Genomic DNA, 18,850 nt, shown 5'->3' with positions numbered 1-18,850 from the left:
CCCATTTATCATGCTTCATTTGCTGGCCAACCTCACCACTTCACCGGTACCGCCGGTGATATGCCCTGCCCAACGCTCCATTAGGGAGCGCCGTTGTTCAAGGAAATCCGTCCTTCGATAAGCTCGTTCGACCGATCCGCCGACGACATGGCCAAGGGCGGTCTCAGCAATCTCGCGGGGCGTGTCGGTTGTCTCGGCGCACCAGTCTCGGAAACTGGAGCGGAACCCATGCGGGCGGGCTTCCATTCCTCGGCGCTCCATCAGTCGCGACATTGTGGCATCGCTGATGACGCCCTTGCGTATGCTGGGAAATAGAAAGCCATCGCGGGCGAAGGGCTTGGCTTGCTCGATGATCGCTTGCGCCTCGCTCGACAGTGGAACAGAGAAATCCGGCGTCCGGTCCCGGCGTCCTTTTTGGATCTCTCCTGGTATGGTCCACACGTCTCCGTCAATCTGGTCGAGTTGGAGGAAGCGGAGCGGCTTGGAGCGGACCGCTGTCAGGATCAGCAGACGAAGCGCCAGATGGGTGATCGTTCCATCTCCGAGGCTGTCGTAGAATGCGGGCATTTCCTGCCAGGGCACCGCCGCCACATGTTTGATCTTGTGCTTTTGGCGCCCCAACAGCGCCTTCGCCTTGTCCGTGACCTGCAAGTCCACGTCGAGACCAAGCGCGGCAGCATGCTTTAGGCAGATCCCGAGTCGATCCATGGCTTTTTGGGCTGTCGAAGCCTTTTTGTGCCATATGGGGCGAAGGGTGTCTCGGATATCCTGTTGGTCAATCTGCGAGACCGGAACGCCACCAAGCTTGGGAAGCACATGGAGTTCCAACGGTGTGAACCAGCGCCCGGCCTTCCCATCGTCCTTTAACTCGGCCTTGCGGCTCTCGAAGGCGTCGGTTGCGATATCGCGGAGAAGATACATGTTCCGCTCTGCCTCTCGGGCAAGGCGCTGGCGTTCTTTGACCGGGTCCTTGCCCTGCCGAACGACAGCGCGCCATCGCTCGGCCTCGATGCGAGCTTCCTTGAGCGTACTGCCTATATCCGTCGGGTTGATTTTTGCGCCACCAAGTCCCATCTCCCGGCGCCGTCCGTGGACATGAACCCGAAGGAACCATTGAGCGCCGCCATCTTCGCGCTTGTGAAGCCACAGTCCGCCGCCATCGGAGTATTTGCCCGGCGGAACTGCTTTCATCTTCGATGCGGTAAGCTTGTTCAATGCCCTCATCATACCCACCATTTTATCCACCCACAACATATAGTATATGATGGTGTTCCGTGGAACCCCACAGGGTAGAACAAAAGTAGTAGATAGCAAGTTTTGTTCAGAAATCGATATTCCGTGGTGCATCAAGATATAGGAATTCAATGCCCTCTGGCAGCACCATGACATCCCTTCTATAGATTTGATTGCATGACCTTTGACGGGGAAGCGATGCTTCAACCAGTGAACTGGAGTGGTACGTGATCGGCATGAAAATTGGCGGGTCCGATCATGCTCGGAAATCTGCACTCCACGTCTTTGGTCGCTGGCTTTTTCGGATCGCGGCAACAGGGTGCCTGCCATCACCGGCGCGGGGTCTCGACGGCTCTCCCGTCGATCCCGTCTCACATCGCCGGCAAGGATTTGTCAGGGTCACTTGAGCGTCGCGCTTTGCTGCGATGGAACTCGCGGAAACGACCGTGGAGGTTGGCGAAGGCGCGACTGGCTTTGCGCCGAGTGACGAGGTCTTGGCCTTGCGTGCTGGTCTTGCTGGCCTGGAGAGGGCACTCGCCTCTTGCTCGGCACGGTTCACATGCAAGTTCATTGATCTGTGACAAGGTGGCGCGGAGGGATCTGGGCTAGCGTCGAGACCTGTCTGATATCTCGAGGAGGATTGAGCATTGCGTGTTGGAGAGCTTTTCAAGATCGAACCGGATGAATGGGGGCTGCGGGGCGACCAGATCCTGTGGCGGGAACTGGCCGAGACACTGGCTGATACACCGATGCCCGCAGATCTTCCTCATCTTGAACGCCTGCTCGAGGATGCCTTCTGGGAAGCGACGGGGCAGAGCCTCGCTTTCAGCACAGAGTTCACCGTCCCTCGCTTCGCCGAGGAAGGAAAGACCCGTGGCGGGATTTCGGGTGCGATCTGGCGCTACCGTCTTTTCCCGATGATCATCCGCAAATACGTGGAGATCGCGGCCGACGCGGCGGCCTGAGAGCGGCCTGAGCGACAGATGGCGGCCCTTCGGCGGACGATGCGTAAAGAATAGCCAGGTCCGCTCTCCGGATGGTCTACTTGAGCCCGAGAGCGGGCACTGGAGCTGTCAGTGGCAGACGTGACCGCTCGCAGAGATTGATGGCACTGCCGACATGGAGCCCCCGTTCAAACAACGGCACTCCCAAGAAAAAAGCCGGAGCGGTCACACCGCTCCGGCTTTTTGTCTTTTTCGAAACCACGGCGCGGATCAGAAGCGCATCGACTTGGTTTCCAGGAAGCGCTGATGCCAGGAGAGCGCTTCGCCGGGCATGGCCGGGGTGTGAAGGCCGAGCGCGTTTTTCTTGGCGCGATCGTAATAGTCCTGCAACATCGGGCGATAGCTCGGGTGGGCGCAATTGGCCATGATCGTCTCGGCGCGCTGCTTCGGCGGCATGCCGCGAAGGTCCGCGAGGCCTTGCTCGGTCACGATGACCATCACGTCCTGGGTGATGTGATCGACATGGCAGACCTGCGGCACGATCGTCGAGATATCGCCGCCCTTGGCGATCGAGGGCGAGACAAAGCAGGACAGGTAGGCGTTGCGGGTGAAGTCACCCGAACCGCCGATGCCGTTCATGATCCGCGAGGACATGACATGGGTCGAGTTGATATTGCCGAAGATGTCGGCCTCGATCATGCCGTTCATCGAGATCGTGCCAAGACGGCGGATAACCTCGGGGTGGTTCGAGATCTCCTGCGGGCGCAGGATGATCTTGTCACGGTAGAAGTCCAGGTTCTCACGGAAGCGGATCGCGGCCTGGTCGGACATGCCGAAGGCGGTCGAAGAGGCGCAGAGCATCTTGCCGTCGTCGATCAGGTCCATCATGCCGTCCTGAATGACCTCGGTATAGGCCATCAGGTCATGGAATTCAGTGTCGCGCAGACCGGCGAGCACTGCGTTGGCAACGTTGCCCACGCCCGATTGCAGCGGCAGCAGCTTGTTGGTCAGGCGTCCCTTCTTCACTTCCCACTTGAGGAATTCCATCAGGTGCCCGGCGATGGTCTTGGAGACATCGTCAAGCGGCGGGAAGGGGGCGTTCTTGTCCGGCAGTTCGGTTTCGATGACACCGACGACCTTGTGCGGGTCGCAGCGCAGCGTCTTCTGGCCGATGCGGTCATCGGCATGGGTCATCGGGATTGGCACACGGTTCGGCGGCAGGGCGGTGCCGTAATAGATGTCGTGCATCCCCTCCATGCGTTCGTCATGCCATTTGTTGACCTCGAGGATCACCTTGTCGGCGCGGTCGATCCAGGTCTTGTTGTTGCCGATCGAGGTCGCCGGGATCAGCGAGCCGTCTTCCTTGATGCCGGTGATCTCGATCACGGCAACGTCGAGATTGCCGAAGAAGCCTTCCCAGACCATCGGGGCAACGTGGGAGAGGTGGAGATCGAAGTAATCCATCTCGCCGCGGTTGATCTTTTCGCGCTCGATCGGATCGGAGTTGTAGGGCAGGCGGTACTTGATGGCGTCCGCCTTAGCCAGCGCGCCGTCGAGTTCCGGGCCGGTCGAGGCGCCGGTCCACAGCCCGATCTTGAACGGGTCGCCCGCTTCATGGGCGTCGTGGATCTGGGCGGCCAGTGCCGTCGGCAGCGCCTTGGGATAGCCCGAGCCGGTGAAACCGCTCATGCCGACGGTGTCTCCCGACTTGATCAGGGAGGCGGCGTCTTCGGCGCTCATCACCTTCGAGCGAATTTGGGAGTTCTTGATGCGATCGGTCGCGGCCACGATTGGTCTCTCCTTTACCTGAGCCCACTCCAGCCATCTTATCAGCCCGCAATCGGTGACGAAACGCGCAAAAACGCGCTGTTTCAGCGGTGTTTCGAGTCGGCTGGAGCCGAACTTGACGCCGACGGAATGACCTAAAGCGCGGCCTCGATCAACGCGACCAGTTGGCCCTTGAGGGTGAAAAGGCTTGCAACCGGTTGCTTGGGGCGCAGCTATTTGAAAAATATACGAAATACCCGCATTGCAACTGGTGCAGGCCTGTGAGGCCGCGTGGCGTATCCCGGTATCCCGATCACCCCTTGCTCTCGGCGAGGTCGTGTGGCGTCAGGAAATGCAGTACCCGACCGCTTCCCGAGGCGAGCTTTGACCATTTGCCGATATCGAACTCCGCGACCAGCAACGCGCCGGTGGGATAATCGGCAAAACGCGGGTGGTCCGGTGCCACCGCGACCAACGAATGCGCGAGCTGGGCCGTGCCAGGATTATGCCCGATCACCATCAGCGTCTCCGCCTCGGCAGTGCGGATCGTTTCGAGCATCCGGGCGGCGCTGGCGTGATACAGATCTTCCAGAAGCTCCGGGCTGCTGTCGATATGCAGCCTCTCGAAGGTCTCGCGGGTCCTGCGCGCGGTCGAGCAGAGGACATGATCCGGCAGCCACTCCGTCTGACGCAGCCATTTCCCGAGCGCCTTGGCGCTGCGCTGGCCGCGCTTGTTGAGAGGGCGTTCAAAATCGCCCAGGTCCGGGTTGACCCAGCTGGACTTGGCATGGCGGAGAAGAATAAGGCGTTTCATCGCTTTCCGTGAAATGCGCGCATGTGAAATGCCGATTGCGCCGGATTGCGTCCCGAACGCTGGCTGGCAGGACAGGCGCGGCGCGCCGCGCATCCCGTCCCCATGCAATCGGAGCCGGCGGGCGTGTCAAGATGATTGTGGCAGGCCGTGACGGCATACTGCCCGGTTTCGAAGGCGCCAACAGGACAAGTTGAAAGGCATGGCCGGGTCTCGCAGCCATTGCACGGTGAGGGGACGGGATCCGGGAAATCCAGCGCGAGGGGCAGCGCGAGTGCACCACGCAGCGAGCACATCAACCCATCGCGCGGATGCACCAGCAGCGAGATCGGCGACACGAAGAAGGTGCCGCTTTGCAGGGCCCAGGCGTAGAATGGCGGGTAGGGCGGGCCGTCGGAGGGGAAGATCGCGGTTCCACCGAAAGTTCCCGCGACCGCGCCGAACACGCGTTTGGACCAGCGGTCCAGCGGATCCGGTTGGTTGTCGGCATATTCACGACTGGCGGTGAAATGCGGCCAAAAGCGCGGGTTGTCCGGCCCGACCAGCAGCAGGGAGCGGGTTGCGGGCGGGTGCGGCGGCGTTGGCGCAAGGCCGCCAAGCATGACCAGCCGCTCCGACGCCAGCGCCGCCTCTATTTCGGCAAGCCCGGTCACCCTCTAGTCGGCGCGGATCATCGAACCTGCGCCATGGTCGGTGAACAGCTCCAGCAGGCAGGCATTCGGCGCTCGCCCGTCGAGAATGACGACGGCGCGCACGCCCTCGCGGATGGCGGTGACGGCAGTTTCGGTCTTGGGGATCATGCCGCCGGCAATCACGCCGCTTTCGGTCAGTTCGGCAACGCTGTCGACGGTGAGCGCGGTGATCACCTCGCCTTCGGCATCCTTGACGCCTTCGACATCGGTCAGCAACAGCAGCCGGTCCGCCTTGAGTGCGCCCGCAATGGCGCCGGCGGCGGTATCGCCATTGACGTTGAAGGTCTCGCCCTCGCGGCCGGCACCGAGCGGGGCGACGACGGGGATGATCTGATGGGCATGCATCTGGTGAATCAGGTCGGGCGTGACCTCGACGGGCTGGCCGACCAGGCCGAGTGCGGGGTCGACCGGGTCGCAGACCATCATGTTTGCATCTTTGCCGGAGATGCCCACGGCGCGGCCACCCTGCTGGTTGATCGCGGCAACGATGCGCTTGCCGACGAGGCCGGAGAGGACCATTTCAACGACTTCCATCGTCGCGGCATCCGTCACGCGCTTGCCATTGACGAATTCGCTCTCGATGTCGAGTTTGTCCAGCAAGGCGTTGATCATCGGACCGCCGCCATGGACGATGACCGGATGCACGCCGACCTGGTTCATCAACACGATGTCGCGGGCGAAGCTGGCCATCTGCTCTTCGTCGCCCATCGCGTGGCCGCCGAACTTGATGACCACCGTGGCGCCGGTGTAGCGCTGTAGGTAGGGGAGGGCTTCGGACAGGGTCCGGGCGGTGGCGATCCAGTCGCGATTCATCGTTTGCTTCTTCATTGATCCGGCTCAGGGTGTTCCTGATCCCTGCTGTTACGCGCGGGAAAGCGCGCTGCCAAGGGTCATTGTCCGTTTCCGCCGGCCCGCCCGATGCGGGCAGCCGGACTATTGTGCGGGTTCGGGCAACCTGTCCGGGAAAGGCAGGTCTGCCGCGGCGGCACAGGACCGGATCCGCTCCAGCACCTCGTCGGGCAGGGCGACCCCGGCATCCATGCCTTCTTCGCGCCTCCGCGCCGCGCGATCGCCGGGGATGCGTACGGGGCCTCGGCCGGGGATCGGCTGGCTGGTGCGGCAGGCGCCGTTGACATGATCGACCTGCGCGAGGAAGGCGTCGCGCCCGCCGAATGCCTCCGGGTCGAGCACCTGCAGGAAGACATTGGCACCCCAACGATCCGGCGCCTCGACCCGACCGTGGCCGGCCAACGCCTGTGTCAGCATCTCGACCATCAGCCCCATAGCGAAGCCCTTGTGGCCGTGATCCATGCCGCCGACCGGAAGGATCGAGCCCTTCGGCTCGGCATTGACCACGTTCGGGTCGGTCGTGGCGGTGCCATCGCTGCCGAGCATCCAGGCATGTTCGAATTTGGTGCCGCTGTTGATATGTTCCCGGACCTTCGAGACCGTGGTGATCGAGGCGCAGGTATCGATCAGGACCGGGTGTGTGCTGGACGGATAGCCGATTGCCCAGGGGTTCGGTGTCAGGAGCGGTTCGACGCCGCCAAAGGGCGCGACCCAGCGGCCGGAGGGGTCGGAGGTGGCGATATAGCAGACGAAGCCCTTCAGCGCGGCGATTCGGGTAAGCGTGGAGAGGCAGCCGATATGGTGGCTGCGCCGGATCGCCATCGCGGCCATTCCGGCCTCGGACGCCCGCGCCATGCAGGATTCGATGGCTTGTTGCATCACCCAATGGCCGGGCAGGTAATTTCCGTCCCAGACCTGCGCGATCTTGCCTTCGCTGATCACGTCATGGCTGCCCGAACAGGTCATGCGACCGTTTGCCAGCTCCGGCAGGTAGTAGGAGAGCATCGAGATGCCATGCGTCGTGACCCCGATCTCGTCGGTCTGGGTCAGAAGTTCGGAGACGGTCTCGGCCTTGTCCGGCTCAAGACCGCCCTGCGTCAGCAGCGCGAAGGCAAGCTCGCGGAGCGCGGTGCGGTCGAAATGTTCCATCGCGCCAAGCTATCGCTCCGGTCCGACCAAAGGTCAATGTGTCCCGGTCAGACGTCTGCCAGTGCCGCGATCGTGCTGCGCAGCGTTGCGATCCCGTCGCCCTTCTCCGAGGAGGTCACGATCAACTCGGGATAGGCCGCCGGGTGGGGTTGCAGGCTGGCGCGGACCTGTTCGAGCACTTTGTCGCGCTCGACGGACTTGACCTTGTCAGCCTTGGTCAGAACGGCTTGGAACGGAACGGCGGCCTTGTCGAGCAGCGTCAGGATCTCCTTGTCCACCGCCTTGATGCCGTGACGCGCGTCGATCAGGACGAAGGCCCGGCGCAGCGTCGGGCGGCCGGAGAGGTAGGATTTGAGCAGCCTCTGCCATTTCTCGACCACGGCGACCGGCGCCTTGGCGAAGCCATAGCCGGGCAGGTCCACGAGGTAATGGCTTTCGGCGAGCGCAAAGAAGTTGATCTCCTGGGTCCGGCCGGGCGTGTTGGAGGCGCGGGCGAGGGCCTTGTGGCCGGTCAGCGCGTTGATGAGCGTCGACTTGCCGACATTGGAGCGTCCGGCGAAACAGATCTCGAGACGGTCCGCCGGTGGCAGGCCCGACATGGCGACCACACCTTTGACGAAGTCGCATTGGCCGGCGAACAGTTTGCGCCCCCGTTCAAGAGAGGCTTCGTCGGGCGCTTCGGCAATCGGAAAGGGAAGGGTGGTCATTTGACTCGCTCCAGGGCGGCAAGGTCGGCCTTGCGGATGGTATCAACATTCGTCTGGATCTTGTCCACTGGCCAGTCCCACCAGGCGATTTCCAAGAGGCGGGCGATAGTTTCCGCCTCGAAACGTTGGCGGACGGGCCGCGCGGGGTTTCCGGCGACAATCGTGTAGGGCGCGACATCCTGGCTGACGACGGCCCGGGCGGCGATGATCGCGCCGGCGCCGATGGTGACGCCGGGCAGGATCCAGGCTTCGGCACCGATCCAGACATCGGGTCCGATCGTCGTGTCGCCGCGGGATTGCGACCGGTATCGCTCGAGATCCAGCTCGCCGCGCCAGGCGGGCATGGCGTCGAACGGATAGGTCGAGAAGCCGAGCATGTCGTGATTGGCGCCGTTCATGACGATCTTCGCTCCGGTCGCGATGGCGGTGAAGGCGCCGATCTCAAGGCAATCGCCGAGGAAAGCGTGGTGATGCAGCAGGTTTCGAAGGAAGAAGTCCTCCGCCCCGTTCGGATCGTCGTAATAGGCGAAGGGGCCGATAGAGACGTTCTCAAGGCCCTTTGCGAGAGGGCGCAGGTGCACAACCCGGGGATGGTCGGGCATTGGATACAGGAGATCGGGATCGGGCAGCATCAGGTCAGCTCCACCGGGTCGCCTTTTCCGACGTCTCCGCCCTCGATGACACTGGCATAGACACCGAAATCCCGGTGCCCATAGGCCGCCTCCAGCACACCGAGCGTGTCGGCATCCGGTTGGCCGGTCTCCGGGTTCACCTTGGTTGCGTTGCAGCGGGTGATCGGCTCTTCGATGCGCAACCGAGCTGTGCCGATCCGGATCTCACGGCCGATCCAGTCGAACTCTTCCCAGGGAGCGAAGCCTTCGATCCAGAGATTGCCACGAAACCGGTGGATCGAGAGATCCTTGCCGAGACGCTGGCCGAAGGCGCGGCGGGTGTTGTGGCTGAGAATGGCAACGAAGGGATCGGGGACGTCGGTCATCGCCTGTCCGGGGCTGCGGACGAGTTTCGCAGCGGCGGGCCGGTTCCCGGGCCAGAGCGGGGCAAGCCAGTTGATCAGGGCGGCCGAGGCCCCGGGGGCGTCCGGCGTGATCTTGATTTCAGGGCGCTTTGGATGTGTCAGTCGGATGCGGTCTTCCCCGTCCAACAGCTCAGCGCAAATGGCCATCAGCTCCGGCCCGGCAACGCCACGCACGAAATTCCGCTTCGCGTACCAGCCCGTCGGTGTCGTGCCGAATTCGGCGGCCTCATGGGCAACGGCCCAGTGGCGGTCGAAAGGCAGAACGGCCCCGGCGGTGAGCACCGCCGAGGCCAGTTCTTCCCACCCGATCGACTTTATCGGATGGCGGATGATGTCGGTCAGATGGCCCGTCATTCAGCGTCCGATTTTTTGCGCTTGAAGCTCTTGAGGATGTTGCCGAACACATCCGGTTTGTAGCCGTGGCTGCGCATGATCAGGTATTGCTGCGTGAAGGTGATCACGTTGTTGGTGATCCAGTAGAGCACCAGCCCGCTGGCGAAGCTGCCGAGCATGAACATGAAAATCCACGGCATCCAGGCGAAGATCATCTGCTGCGTCGGGTCGGTGGGCGCCGGGTTCAGCTTCTGCTGCATCCACATCGAAATGCCGAGCAGGATCGGCATGATGCCCAGCGAGAGGATCTGCAGGAAGCCGAGATCCGGAACCGCGTAGGGCAGCAGGCCGAAGAAGTTGAAGATCGAGGACGGGTCAGGCGCGGAGAGGTCCTGAATATAGCCGAACCAGGGCGCGTGACGCAGCTCGATGGTGACGAAGATCACCTTGTAGAGCGAGAAGAAGATCGGAATCTGCATAAGGATCGGCAAACAGCCCGAAGCGGGGTTCACCTTTTCCTTTTTGTAGAGCTCCATCATGTCCTTCTGGAGCTTCTGGCGGTCATCGCCGGCCCGCTCCTTGAGCTTTTCCATTTCCGGCTGAAGTTCCTTCATCTTCGCCATCGACGAATAGGACTTGTAGGCCAGCGGGAAGAGCAGCGCCTTGATCAGCAGCGTCAGGCCGATGATCGACCAGCCCATATTGCCGATTACGCCGTGGAGCCAATGCAGTACCGCGAAGATCGGCTTGGTGAGAAAGAAGAACCAACCCCAGTCGATGGAATCGAGGAAACCCTCGATTCCGCCTTCGTTTTGATAAGCGCGGATCGCTTCCCATTCCTTCGCGCCGGCGAAGAGTTGGGACGTCTGCGTGATTGTCTGGCCTGGCGCGATGTCGACCGTCGGGAAGATGGTCTGCGTCTGGTAAATCTGCGATCCCGCCTGATAGAGCATGACCTGCTTGTGGGTCTGGCCCGGCTCCGGGATCAACGTCGTCATCCAGTATTTGTCGGTGAAGCCGACCCAGCCATTCTGGATACCCTCCACGGTCTCGGCTTGCACGCCGAGGGTGGGGTCAACCTCAAGATCATCAAACTCCTTGTATTCCTTCTCGGTCAGGGAGTTGTCTGCCATGGCGACAACACCTTCGTGAAGGATGAAGAAGCGGGTCAACTCCGGCAGGCCGTGACGAGCGATAATTCCATAGGGCGCGGCGCGGAGCGATACCTCTGTCGGGTTCTCGACCGATTGCGAGATCGAGAACATGTATTCGGTATCGACCGACATGGTGCGACGGAAGATCAGTCCGGAGGGGCTGTCCCAACGCAGAGTGACCGGCGTTTCAGGGGTCAGCGTCTCGCCGGACTCGATGGCCCAGAGCGTGTCCGTTCCAGGAACGTCGCCGACTTCAAGCCCGCCACCGGGGGCCCAGCCAAAGAGCGCGTAGTAGGACATCGGGTTCCCGACCTGCTCCAGGAGGCGCACGTTGGGCGAGCTATCGTCCAGCGTCTCGCGGTAATCGGTCAGCAGCAGGTCGTCGATGCGACCACCCGCGAGCGAAACGCTGCCGGAAAGGCGAGGAGTTTCGATGTTCAGACGCGGGGCGTCGGCGGCCTCGGCTGGCTCGGATGCAGTCGTGGTTGTTTGAGCAGCCACATCGGCAGTTTGCGGAACGGCTGCGATCGTATTGCCCGCAGAGTCCGTAGCCTCAGTGCTAATCGTAGCTTCCGGGACCGGTGCCACGGTTTCCTCAGGGGGAAACAGCAAAAACCAAACGAGGATTACGAGAAAGCTGAGTGCCGTGGCGAGAATGAGGTTCTTGTTCTGGTCGTCCATCAGGGGATCACCGACGTCCTTCCTGTCATCAGGGTTCGCGCAGGTTCAAGCCGCCACGAACAAAAACGTCAAGCAGAATTCCGGCTGACAGGCGATTGTCGGCCCTGCAGTGGCAACAATTCGGCCAATGACCTCATGTTTAAAGTGTCGGTCTGCCGATCTGCGGCGGGTTGCCGACCCGGCTGGTGTGCTTGTCCATCCAGGCCATGGTTTCCTCGAAAGGCAGGGGGGGCGCAATTCCGAAGCCTTGCACGCTGCCGCAGCCAAGCTGTGCCAACATGGCGTGTTCACCATGGGTTTCGATACCTTCGGCGAGGGTCTGCAGATCCAGTTGCTCGGCCATTGCCAGGATCGCCGCAACCATCTGTTGTTGGTCCCTGTCCAGATCCACTCGCGAGACGTAGGACTGGTCGATCTTGATCCGGTTGACCCCGAAGCGGCGGATATTCGTGATCGAAGCATGGCCGGTTCCGAAATCGTCGAGGTCAACATCGCATCCAAGGCTGGCGAGGGCGCTGATATTGGCGGTGACCGTGTCATTGCTTGAATCGGCGACAACAGTTTCCAGAACTTCGACGGTCAGGCGGTCCGGGGTCAAATCGAAGCGGTCCAGTTCCCAGCGAACCTTGTCGACAAGCCGTGGGTTTCGCAGTTCCGCCGCCGAGAAGTTCAAGCCGATTCGCGGCACACGATATCCGGACTTGTCCCAGAGACGGAGCGCCGAGAGACTGTGGAACAGCATCACCTCGCCGAGCCTCTCCAGCATTCCGGCATTCTCGACCGCTTCCATGAAGTCGCAGGGTGGCAGCACGCCCCGGTCGGGATGATCCCAGCGGACAAGCGCTTCGAAACCGGAGACGAGACCGGTATCTGTCGAGATCTGTGGCTGGAACCAGGGACGAATCTGACCCTCGTCGAACGCTTCCTTGATTTCGTCCGACAAGTTCTGTCGCGTTTCGATCGCGTCCCCCATTTCGGCTGAAAAGGAGCGCACAGCCCCCCGGCCGGAACGGCGGGCTTCGTCCATGGCGATCTCGGCGGCCTCGAGCATCGCCTCGGCATCCCGTCGCGGTGCGCGTCGAGCGAGGCAGAAACCGATCGACGCCGTGACATAAACGGTACCGGCATTGAGGCTGATCGGCTCCGAGATCGCCGCCTGCAACCGCTCGGATACGCGCAGGCCGACTTCCATATTGGCCTGGCGGATCGGGCCGAGCACCACGGCATAGCGGTGCTCCACCAGCCGAGCCGCGTGGTCTCCGGGACGGATTGCGCCGAGAATCCGATCCGCCGTCAGGCGCAGGATATCTTCGGTGCCGGAGCTTCCAAGTGCTTCTGCAACTTCGGAAAAATCATCGAGCTGGATAACCAGCGAAATGGTTGACTGGCCCTTGCCCTCGTAGTGATCGAGAAAGCCTGTGAGCGTTTCCATCAGGTGTTCGCGATTGGCGAGGCCGGTGAGGCTGTCCATCCGTTCCTTGTTGCGGTCCCCTTCCAGCAACCCGCCGAGCAAGAGCACCACCGGGAACGTCACGGCCGTGATCATCAGCAGGCCCTCACCGCCGAACCAATATCCCCCGAGCATCAGCGCGGGCAGGAACGCAAGCGTCTGCGGACGGATGAACGCGTGGCTCAGGCGGCGCTTGAACTGGCGAAATCGGGTGGCAGGCCGGGCCATGACTGGAATCCTCGATAGAGCGCAGGGCGCCATTCGGGGAAACGCTACGGGATCGGCCTCAGCAGGTTCTTAACGCGGCAGAAGCAAATTGCGCTCAATTTTCATCATTTCCCTTCGTGCCCAGTGCCAGGCCCGTGAAATCGAAGAGCTCGGGATCGAGAAGATGCGAGGGGCGCGCGTTCATCAGGGCCCGGAACATCTTGTTGCGGCGGCCCGGGTGATTGGCCTCCCAGCCATCGAGGATCTTCTTGACCTGCTGGCGTTGCAGCCCGTCCTGGCTTCCGCAGAGGTCGCAGGGGATGATCGGGTATCCCATCGCCGCGGCGAAGCGTGCGCAATCGGCCTCGGCGACATGGGCGAGGGGACGAAAGAGGAAGAGATCACCATCTTCGTTGACCAGTTTCGGTGGCATGGTCGATAGGCGACTGCCATGAAAGAGGTTCATGAAGAAGGTTTCGAGGATGTCGTCACGGTGATGGCCGAGAACGACGGCGGAGCAGCCCTCCTCCCGGGCGATCCGGTACAGATTGCCCCGTCTGAGCCGCGAGCAGAGGGAGCAGAAAGTGCGGCCCTGGGGGACCTTGTCCATCACGATGGAGTAGGTGTCCTGGTACTCGATCCGATGCGGTACGCCCATCTGTTCGAGGAATTCCGGCAGGACGGTTGCCGGGAAGCCGGGCTGGCCCTGGTCGAGATTGCAGGCCAGGATCTCAACAGGCAGCAGGCCGCGCCATTGCAACTCGTGGAGCGCGGCGAGGAGCGTGTAGCTGTCCTTGCCGCCGGAGAGGCAGACCAGCCAGCGGGCGCCGCGTTCTACCATGCCGTATTGCTCAACCGCCTCGCGAACATTGCGGACAATGCGTTTGCGCAGCTTCTTGAACTCCGTAGTGGAGGGCGCGCCATGGAAGAGCGGGTGGATATCGTCGGAATCATCGAGCATGGGTGCTCCTATGGCAGATTGCTTGGCTGTGGCAAGGCTTCGGAGCGGGGGCGCGCGAGATTCGAGGCCGTGGCGGGGCGATGACCGATTCATCTGGATTGAAGGGCACGGAAGCAGGGCGAAGCCGCCGCGCCAGCCCACGGTCAGGCTCTGACACGGCCGCCGTTGCGGACACAGCGTGCGAGCGCATTGTCCGTTAGAACGAGGAGCCGTCGAGCGTTTTGCGGATCATCGGGGCCGCTCATGTTCCGGATCGGTTCCGGGAACCGGATCATACCCACATGATCCCCAGGGATTGCAACGTCCGATCCGCTTCAACGCCATCCAGCCACCACGAATGGCGCCATGCTCTGCCAGAGCTTCAAGGGCGTAGGCGGAACAGGTCGGCTGGTAGCGGCAATTGAAGCCGACCCAGGGGCTGAAGACGAGACGATAGAGACGGATGGGCAGGGACAGCAGGAGCGCGCCGGGCTTCATGAGCGTGTCTGCCTTGGCGCGTGGGCACGCTCGACTGCGTCGAACAGCTCCCTCTTGAGTTGTTCGAACGGGCGGGAGGCGGTCACTTCGGCTCTGCCGATCAGAACGTAGTCCCAGCCCGGCCGCCCTGCCTCGGGCAGCACGGTTCGGGCAATTTCGCGCAAGCGGCGCTTGGCCCGGTTGCGGGCAACCGCGTTTCCGACCTTTTTTGAACAGGTAAAGCCGACCCGAACGAGCGTCGGATCGGCCTCAATCTCGCGGCGCTCGCGCGCCTGAAGCAGAAATCCCGGCGTCCCGGCCCGCCCCGCACGAGCGGCGGCCAGGAAATCGGACCGCTTGGTCAGGGTGGCCAGAATCGGCTGCACCCCGGCTGCCTTATGCGCTGAGCGACTTCCGACCGCGGGAGCGGCGGGCGTTCAGGATCTTGCGGCCGGCTTTGGTCGCCATGCGCGCACGGAAGCCGTGGCGACGCTTGCGGACCAGATTGGAAGGCTGATAGGTGCGTTTCATCGCTCCGTCTCCGTATTTGTTGTTTTGCAGCCCAAATCCGGCAACGGATTCGAAGGCTCTGATATCTCGAAGCTCGCCGCTTAAGGGAGAATTCCGGGCAAGTCAATTCGCCCGAGGCCGATTCCTGCAACATCGCAGGCTTTGCCCTGCCGAATTGTTTCAGACACCGTCATATAAGGGCGATCCGATCACGAAAAGGCCAGTCTGCCTTCAAGCGCCCGTGAGGCACCTGTCGTTTCGCGCCCAGACCCCGCATCTTGGTCTCGACCCGTGATGACAAGGCCCGATAATGATGAGTGACATGACCCGCCCCTCTCCCTCCTCTCCCGGCAAGGCCCGGCTGCTCCCGCTTGCCGTGATCGGTGTCGCGGCGCTGGCCGGAGCGGTGCTGCTGCGCGACGTGCTGAGTTTCGAATCGCTCGCGGCGAATCGTGAAGCATTGCTTGCCTTCCGTGACAGCCACTACCTTGTCACGCTGTTGGCGTTCCTGGCCGCCTATATTGCCATCGTCGCCTTCAGCCTGCCCGGTGCGACCGTCGCCACGCTGACGGGGGGCTTCCTCTTTGGCACCTTCCCGGGCGTTGTCTTCAATGTCACGGCCGCCACGCTTGGCGCCATCGTCATCTTCCTCGCGGCCCGATGGGGCCTCGGCGAGCGCCTCGCCGCGCGGATGGATGCCTCGGACGGGCAGGTTCGCCGCATCAAGCAGGGGATCGATGCCAATCAATGGGAGATGCTCTTCCTGATCCGCCTCGTGCCTGTCGTCCCCTTCTTCGTCGCCAACCTCGTCCCCGCGCTGGTCGGCGTACCGCTCACCCGTTTCGCGATTTCTACCTTTCTCGGCATCATTCCCGGCGCTCTGGTCTACACCTCTGTCGGTGCGGGGCTGGGCGAGGTGCTGGCGCGTGGGGAGAGCCCGGATCTCGGCGTGATTTTCGAGCCGCATATATTGTGGCCGCTGCTGGGGCTCGCCGCGCTGGCCGCGTTGCCAATGCTGCTGCGGGCGATCCGCGGTCGCAAGGAGGGCTGAGCGATGGATCGGATCGAGACGGATCTCTGCATAATCGGTGCCGGTTCCGGCGGGCTATCGCTGGCCGCCGGCGCGGTGCAGATGGGCGCGCGCGTCGTGCTGATCGAGGGCGGCGAGATGGGGGGAGACTGCCTGAACTATGGCTGCGTTCCCTCCAAGGCGCTTATTTCGGCTGGAAAGCGGGCGCAGGCAATGCGCAGCGGCCACAGGTTTGGTGTCGCGCCGGTTGACCCGCAAGTCGACTTCGAGGCTGCGATAGACCATGTACGCAGCGCTATCGAGACCATCGCGCCGCATGACAGCCAGGAGCGTTTCGAAGGGCTTGGCGTTCACGTCATTCGCGACTGGGCGCGTTTCACCGGACCGGACGAGGTTGTCGCCGGCGATACCCGCATCCGGGCGCGGCGTTTCGTGGTTGCCACTGGCTCGCGTCCCTTCGTGCCCCCCATCGCGGGGCTCGACGAGGTGCCCTTCCTGACCAACGAGACCCTGTTCGAGCAACGCACCCGCCCGGACCATCTGTTGATCCTCGGAGCCGGGCCGATCGGGCTGGAAATGGCGCAGGCGCATCACCGGCTTGGCTGCGAGGTGACGGTCCTCGAGGCGATGAGCGCGCTCGGGACGGAAGATCCGGAGATGGCGGCCGTCGTTCTGGCGCGGCTGCGCGAGGAAGGGATCGAGATCCGCGAGAATTGCGCCGCCGAGGCCGTGCAGGCTGTTGACGGCGGGATCGTGCTGGAGACTGCCTCGGGCCGGATCTCGGGCTCACATCTGCTCGTGGCGACCGGGCGCAGCCCGAACCTGGAGCGTCTGGACCTGGAGAGTGCCGGGGTGGAGTACACCCGTAGGGGCGTCACCGTCGATGACGCGCTACGCAGTTCGAACCGCCGGATCTATGCCATTGGCGACGCGGCGGCGGGGCAGATGAATTTCACCCATGTCGCGGGCTATCATGCCGGCGTTCTGGCGCGCTCCCTGCTCTTCGGTCTGCCGGCCAAGGCTCAGGACGCGCATATTCCGCGCGCGATCTATACGGATCCGGAACTGGCGCAGGTCGGCCTGACCGAAGCGCAGGCGCAGGCGCGGTACGGGGCACGGCTGGAGGTCGTCCGCTTTGCCTATGCCGAGAGCGACCGCGCCATTGCCGAAGGCGCGACCGAGGGCCTGATCAAGGTGATGATCCATCGCGGCCGCCCCGTCGGGGTCTCGATCGCGGGCGCCCAGGCCGGCGAGATGATCGCGCCCTGGGCGTTGATGATCGCCAATGGGCTGAAGATGAAGGCCATGGCGAACACTGTCCTGCCCTATCCGACATTGGCGGAAATCGGCAAACGCGCGGCTGGGGCCTATTTCTCGCCGCAGCTCTTTGGTAGTGAAACAGTCAAGAGACTGGTTCGCTTCGTCCAGCGCCGCATTCCGTAAGGCTTTGATCCGCCATGTTCCGCAACTCTCTTTCCGGCCGGTTCCTGCTGTTGACGGTGGCCTTCGTCATGTTGGCGGAGATCATGATTTTCGTGCCGTCCATCGCCCGGTTCCGGGAGGATTTCCTGCTCTCGCGGCTGGAGCGGGCGCAGATCGCCTCACTGGCGCTTCTTGCGGCCGAGGATATGCTCGATGACGAGCTTGAGGCGGAATTGCTGGAAAACGCCGGTGTGCTCAACGTCGTGCTGCGGCGTGACGAGATGCGCCAACTCATCCTTTCCTCGCCGATACCGGCGCCGATCGACGCAACGTTCGATCTGCGCGACGCCTCTGCCTGGGAGCTGATAAAGGACGCGCTGGCCTGTCTGGTGGACCCTGAGCCGCAGGTGATCCGGGTCATCGGCAATCCGGTTCGCGAGGCGGGGCTGTTGATCGAGGTCACGATGACCTCCGGCAAGCTGCGCATGGAAATGATGGATTACGGGCTGCGCATCCTGCTGCTGTCTGCGGTGATCTCGGTGGTGACGGCGCTGCTGCTCTTCCTGAGTGTGCGCAGCTTCCTTGTCGCGCCGATCAAGCATCTGGTCGCGGTGATGAAAAGCTACGCCGCCGCGCCTGAGGATGCGCGCCGCATCATCGCGCCGGAGGCCAGCGTGCTGGAACTGCGGGAGGCCGAGGAGGCGCTGCAATCAATGCAGACGGACCTCACCGGTGCGCTTCGGCAGAAGGAGCGGCTGGCCCAGCTTGGCGGCGCGGTAGCCAAGATCAGCCATGACCTGCGCAATATCCTGACGACGGCCCAGCTCTTCGCCGACCGGATGGAGACAAGCCAGGACCCGGCCGTGCAGCGCGCGGCGCCGAAACTGGTCAACTCGATCTCCCGCGCGGTCAACCTGTGCGAATCCACGCTCGCCTTCGGCAAGGCGGAGGAACCCGCACCTCGGCTGGAGCTGATCCACCCCGCCTGCGTTGTAACCGACGTGATCGAGAGCGAGCGGCTGGCGGTGGGCGATGCGGAGATCAGTTTTGCCGAGGATGTGCCTGCGGGCATGATCCTGCGCGCCGATCCCGAACAGCTTTACCGGGTCATCTCCAACCTCGTGCGCAACGCTCGCCAGGCCATCCTGGCATCCGGCAAGTCGGGCGAGATCTGCGTGGCCGCCGATGAGGGCGATGCCGGCTGGACCGTTACCGTCACCGATACCGGCCCGGGCCTGCCGCCAAAGGCGCAGGAATATCTGTTCCAGCCGTTTCAGGGCGGGACGCGCAAAGGCGGTTCGGGGCTCGGCCTTGCGATTTCAGCCGATCTCGTGCGCGGCCATGGCGGCAGCCTGGAGCTTCTGCGGACCGGGCCTGAAGGCACGGCCTTCGCGATCTTCCTACCCCGGAGTGTCGCCGATGGTGGTGCCGAACCGGAGTGATTTTTCTGCCTGCGCG

At 62.9% G+C, this 18,850-nt stretch carries 19 protein-coding genes; 4 read left to right on the top strand and 15 right to left on the bottom strand.

The features are described from left to right. Nucleotides 1-15: 15 nt before the first annotated feature. Nucleotides 16-1,224, bottom strand: coding sequence for a tyrosine-type recombinase/integrase (locus R3X27_RS07815; protein ID WP_411572473.1), 1,209 nt, complete (start codon nt 1,222-1,224; stop codon nt 16-18). A gap of 656 nt (nt 1,225-1,880) precedes the next feature. Here R3X27_RS07815 and R3X27_RS07810 point away from each other — a divergent pair. Then, nucleotides 1,881-2,198 (top strand): hypothetical protein, encoded by a 318-nt coding sequence (locus R3X27_RS07810; protein ID WP_317708277.1) that lies wholly within the window; start codon nt 1,881-1,883, stop codon nt 2,196-2,198. Nucleotides 2,199-2,447: 249 nt separating this feature from the next. Here the strand turns inward: R3X27_RS07810 and R3X27_RS07805 are convergent, their stop codons facing one another. From R3X27_RS07805 to rpmH, 14 genes are all read right to left on the bottom strand, one after another. Continuing rightward, the gene (locus tag R3X27_RS07805; protein WP_317708276.1) at nt 2,448-3,965 is read right to left on the bottom strand and encodes an acetyl-CoA hydrolase/transferase family protein; all 1,518 of its coding nucleotides are present in this window, start codon (nt 3,963-3,965) and stop codon (nt 2,448-2,450) included. Between the two features lie 292 nt (nt 3,966-4,257). Beyond that, nucleotides 4,258-4,758 (bottom strand): histidine phosphatase family protein, encoded by a 501-nt coding sequence (locus R3X27_RS07800; RefSeq protein ID WP_317708275.1) that lies wholly within the window; start codon nt 4,756-4,758, stop codon nt 4,258-4,260. Continuing rightward, on the bottom strand, nt 4,755-5,408 hold the full coding sequence (locus R3X27_RS07795; protein WP_317708274.1) for a ferredoxin: 654 nt from the start codon (nt 5,406-5,408) through the stop codon (nt 4,755-4,757). The genes R3X27_RS07800 and R3X27_RS07795 overlap by 4 nt, the downstream gene beginning before the upstream one ends. A gap of 3 nt (nt 5,409-5,411) precedes the next feature. Beyond that, on the bottom strand, nt 5,412-6,275 hold the full coding sequence (gene argB, locus R3X27_RS07790) for an acetylglutamate kinase (RefSeq protein WP_317708273.1): 864 nt from the start codon (nt 6,273-6,275) through the stop codon (nt 5,412-5,414). 105 nt (nt 6,276-6,380) lie between these two features. Continuing rightward, on the bottom strand, nt 6,381-7,445 hold the full coding sequence (locus tag R3X27_RS07785) for an Ldh family oxidoreductase (RefSeq protein WP_317708272.1): 1,065 nt from the start codon (nt 7,443-7,445) through the stop codon (nt 6,381-6,383). A 47-nt stretch (nt 7,446-7,492) separates the two neighbouring features. Further along, nucleotides 7,493-8,152, bottom strand: a complete 660-nt coding sequence (yihA, locus tag R3X27_RS07780; RefSeq protein ID WP_317708271.1) for a ribosome biogenesis GTP-binding protein YihA/YsxC — start codon at nt 8,150-8,152, stop codon at nt 7,493-7,495. Continuing rightward, entirely contained in the window at nt 8,149-8,784 is a 636-nt protein-coding gene (locus R3X27_RS07775) for a CatB-related O-acetyltransferase (RefSeq protein ID WP_317708270.1), read from the bottom strand. The genes yihA and R3X27_RS07775 overlap by 4 nt, the downstream gene beginning before the upstream one ends. Then, nucleotides 8,784-9,542 (bottom strand): MOSC domain-containing protein, encoded by a 759-nt coding sequence (locus tag R3X27_RS07770; protein ID WP_317708269.1) that lies wholly within the window; start codon nt 9,540-9,542, stop codon nt 8,784-8,786. Before R3X27_RS07770 ends, R3X27_RS07775 begins: the two co-directional genes overlap by 1 nt. Further along, a complete protein-coding gene (yidC, locus tag R3X27_RS07765) occupies nt 9,539-11,356 on the bottom strand; it encodes a membrane protein insertase YidC (RefSeq protein WP_317708268.1) in 1,818 nt (605 codons plus the stop codon). The genes R3X27_RS07770 and yidC overlap by 4 nt, the downstream gene beginning before the upstream one ends. Before the next feature lie 139 nt (nt 11,357-11,495). Then, nucleotides 11,496-13,034, bottom strand: coding sequence for a bifunctional diguanylate cyclase/phosphodiesterase (locus tag R3X27_RS07760; RefSeq protein ID WP_317708267.1), 1,539 nt, complete (start codon nt 13,032-13,034; stop codon nt 11,496-11,498). A gap of 94 nt (nt 13,035-13,128) precedes the next feature. Next, nucleotides 13,129-13,974 carry a tRNA 2-thiocytidine(32) synthetase TtcA gene (gene ttcA / locus R3X27_RS07755; RefSeq protein ID WP_317708266.1) on the bottom strand — a complete coding sequence of 282 codons (846 nt, stop codon included), beginning with the start codon at nt 13,972-13,974 and terminating at the stop codon, nt 13,129-13,131. Nucleotides 13,975-14,202: 228 nt separating this feature from the next. Continuing rightward, complete coding sequence (yidD, locus tag R3X27_RS07750) at nt 14,203-14,451, bottom strand: membrane protein insertion efficiency factor YidD (RefSeq protein WP_317708265.1); 249 nt, start codon at nt 14,449-14,451, stop codon at nt 14,203-14,205. Continuing rightward, nucleotides 14,448-14,816, bottom strand: a complete 369-nt coding sequence (rnpA, locus tag R3X27_RS07745) for a ribonuclease P protein component (protein ID WP_317708264.1) — start codon at nt 14,814-14,816, stop codon at nt 14,448-14,450. Before rnpA ends, yidD begins: the two co-directional genes overlap by 4 nt. A gap of 10 nt (nt 14,817-14,826) precedes the next feature. Beyond that, nucleotides 14,827-14,961 carry a 50S ribosomal protein L34 gene (gene rpmH / locus R3X27_RS07740; protein WP_317708263.1) on the bottom strand — a complete coding sequence of 45 codons (135 nt, stop codon included), beginning with the start codon at nt 14,959-14,961 and terminating at the stop codon, nt 14,827-14,829. 301 nt (nt 14,962-15,262) lie between these two features. Between rpmH and R3X27_RS07735 the strand changes: the two genes are divergently transcribed. From R3X27_RS07735 to R3X27_RS07725, 3 genes are read left to right on the top strand one after another with little or no spacing between them, the layout of a single operon-like run. Beyond that, nucleotides 15,263-15,991: a TVP38/TMEM64 family protein gene (locus R3X27_RS07735; protein WP_317708262.1), complete on the top strand. Its 729-nt coding sequence runs from the start codon at nt 15,263-15,265 to the stop codon at nt 15,989-15,991. A 3-nt stretch (nt 15,992-15,994) separates the two neighbouring features. After that, nucleotides 15,995-17,413 (top strand): dihydrolipoyl dehydrogenase family protein, encoded by a 1,419-nt coding sequence (locus R3X27_RS07730; RefSeq protein ID WP_317708261.1) that lies wholly within the window; start codon nt 15,995-15,997, stop codon nt 17,411-17,413. Between the two features lie 14 nt (nt 17,414-17,427). Next, nucleotides 17,428-18,834 carry a HAMP domain-containing sensor histidine kinase gene (locus R3X27_RS07725; RefSeq protein ID WP_317708260.1) on the top strand — a complete coding sequence of 469 codons (1,407 nt, stop codon included), beginning with the start codon at nt 17,428-17,430 and terminating at the stop codon, nt 18,832-18,834. Nucleotides 18,835-18,850: the final 16 nt, after the last annotated feature.

The organism is Tropicimonas sp. TH_r6 (genome assembly GCF_033101155.1).
GTDB lineage: Bacteria > Pseudomonadota > Alphaproteobacteria > Rhodobacterales > Rhodobacteraceae > Tropicimonas.
Note: the sequence above shows the minus strand (reverse complement) of the source record. Positions and strands in the feature narration are given on the sequence as shown.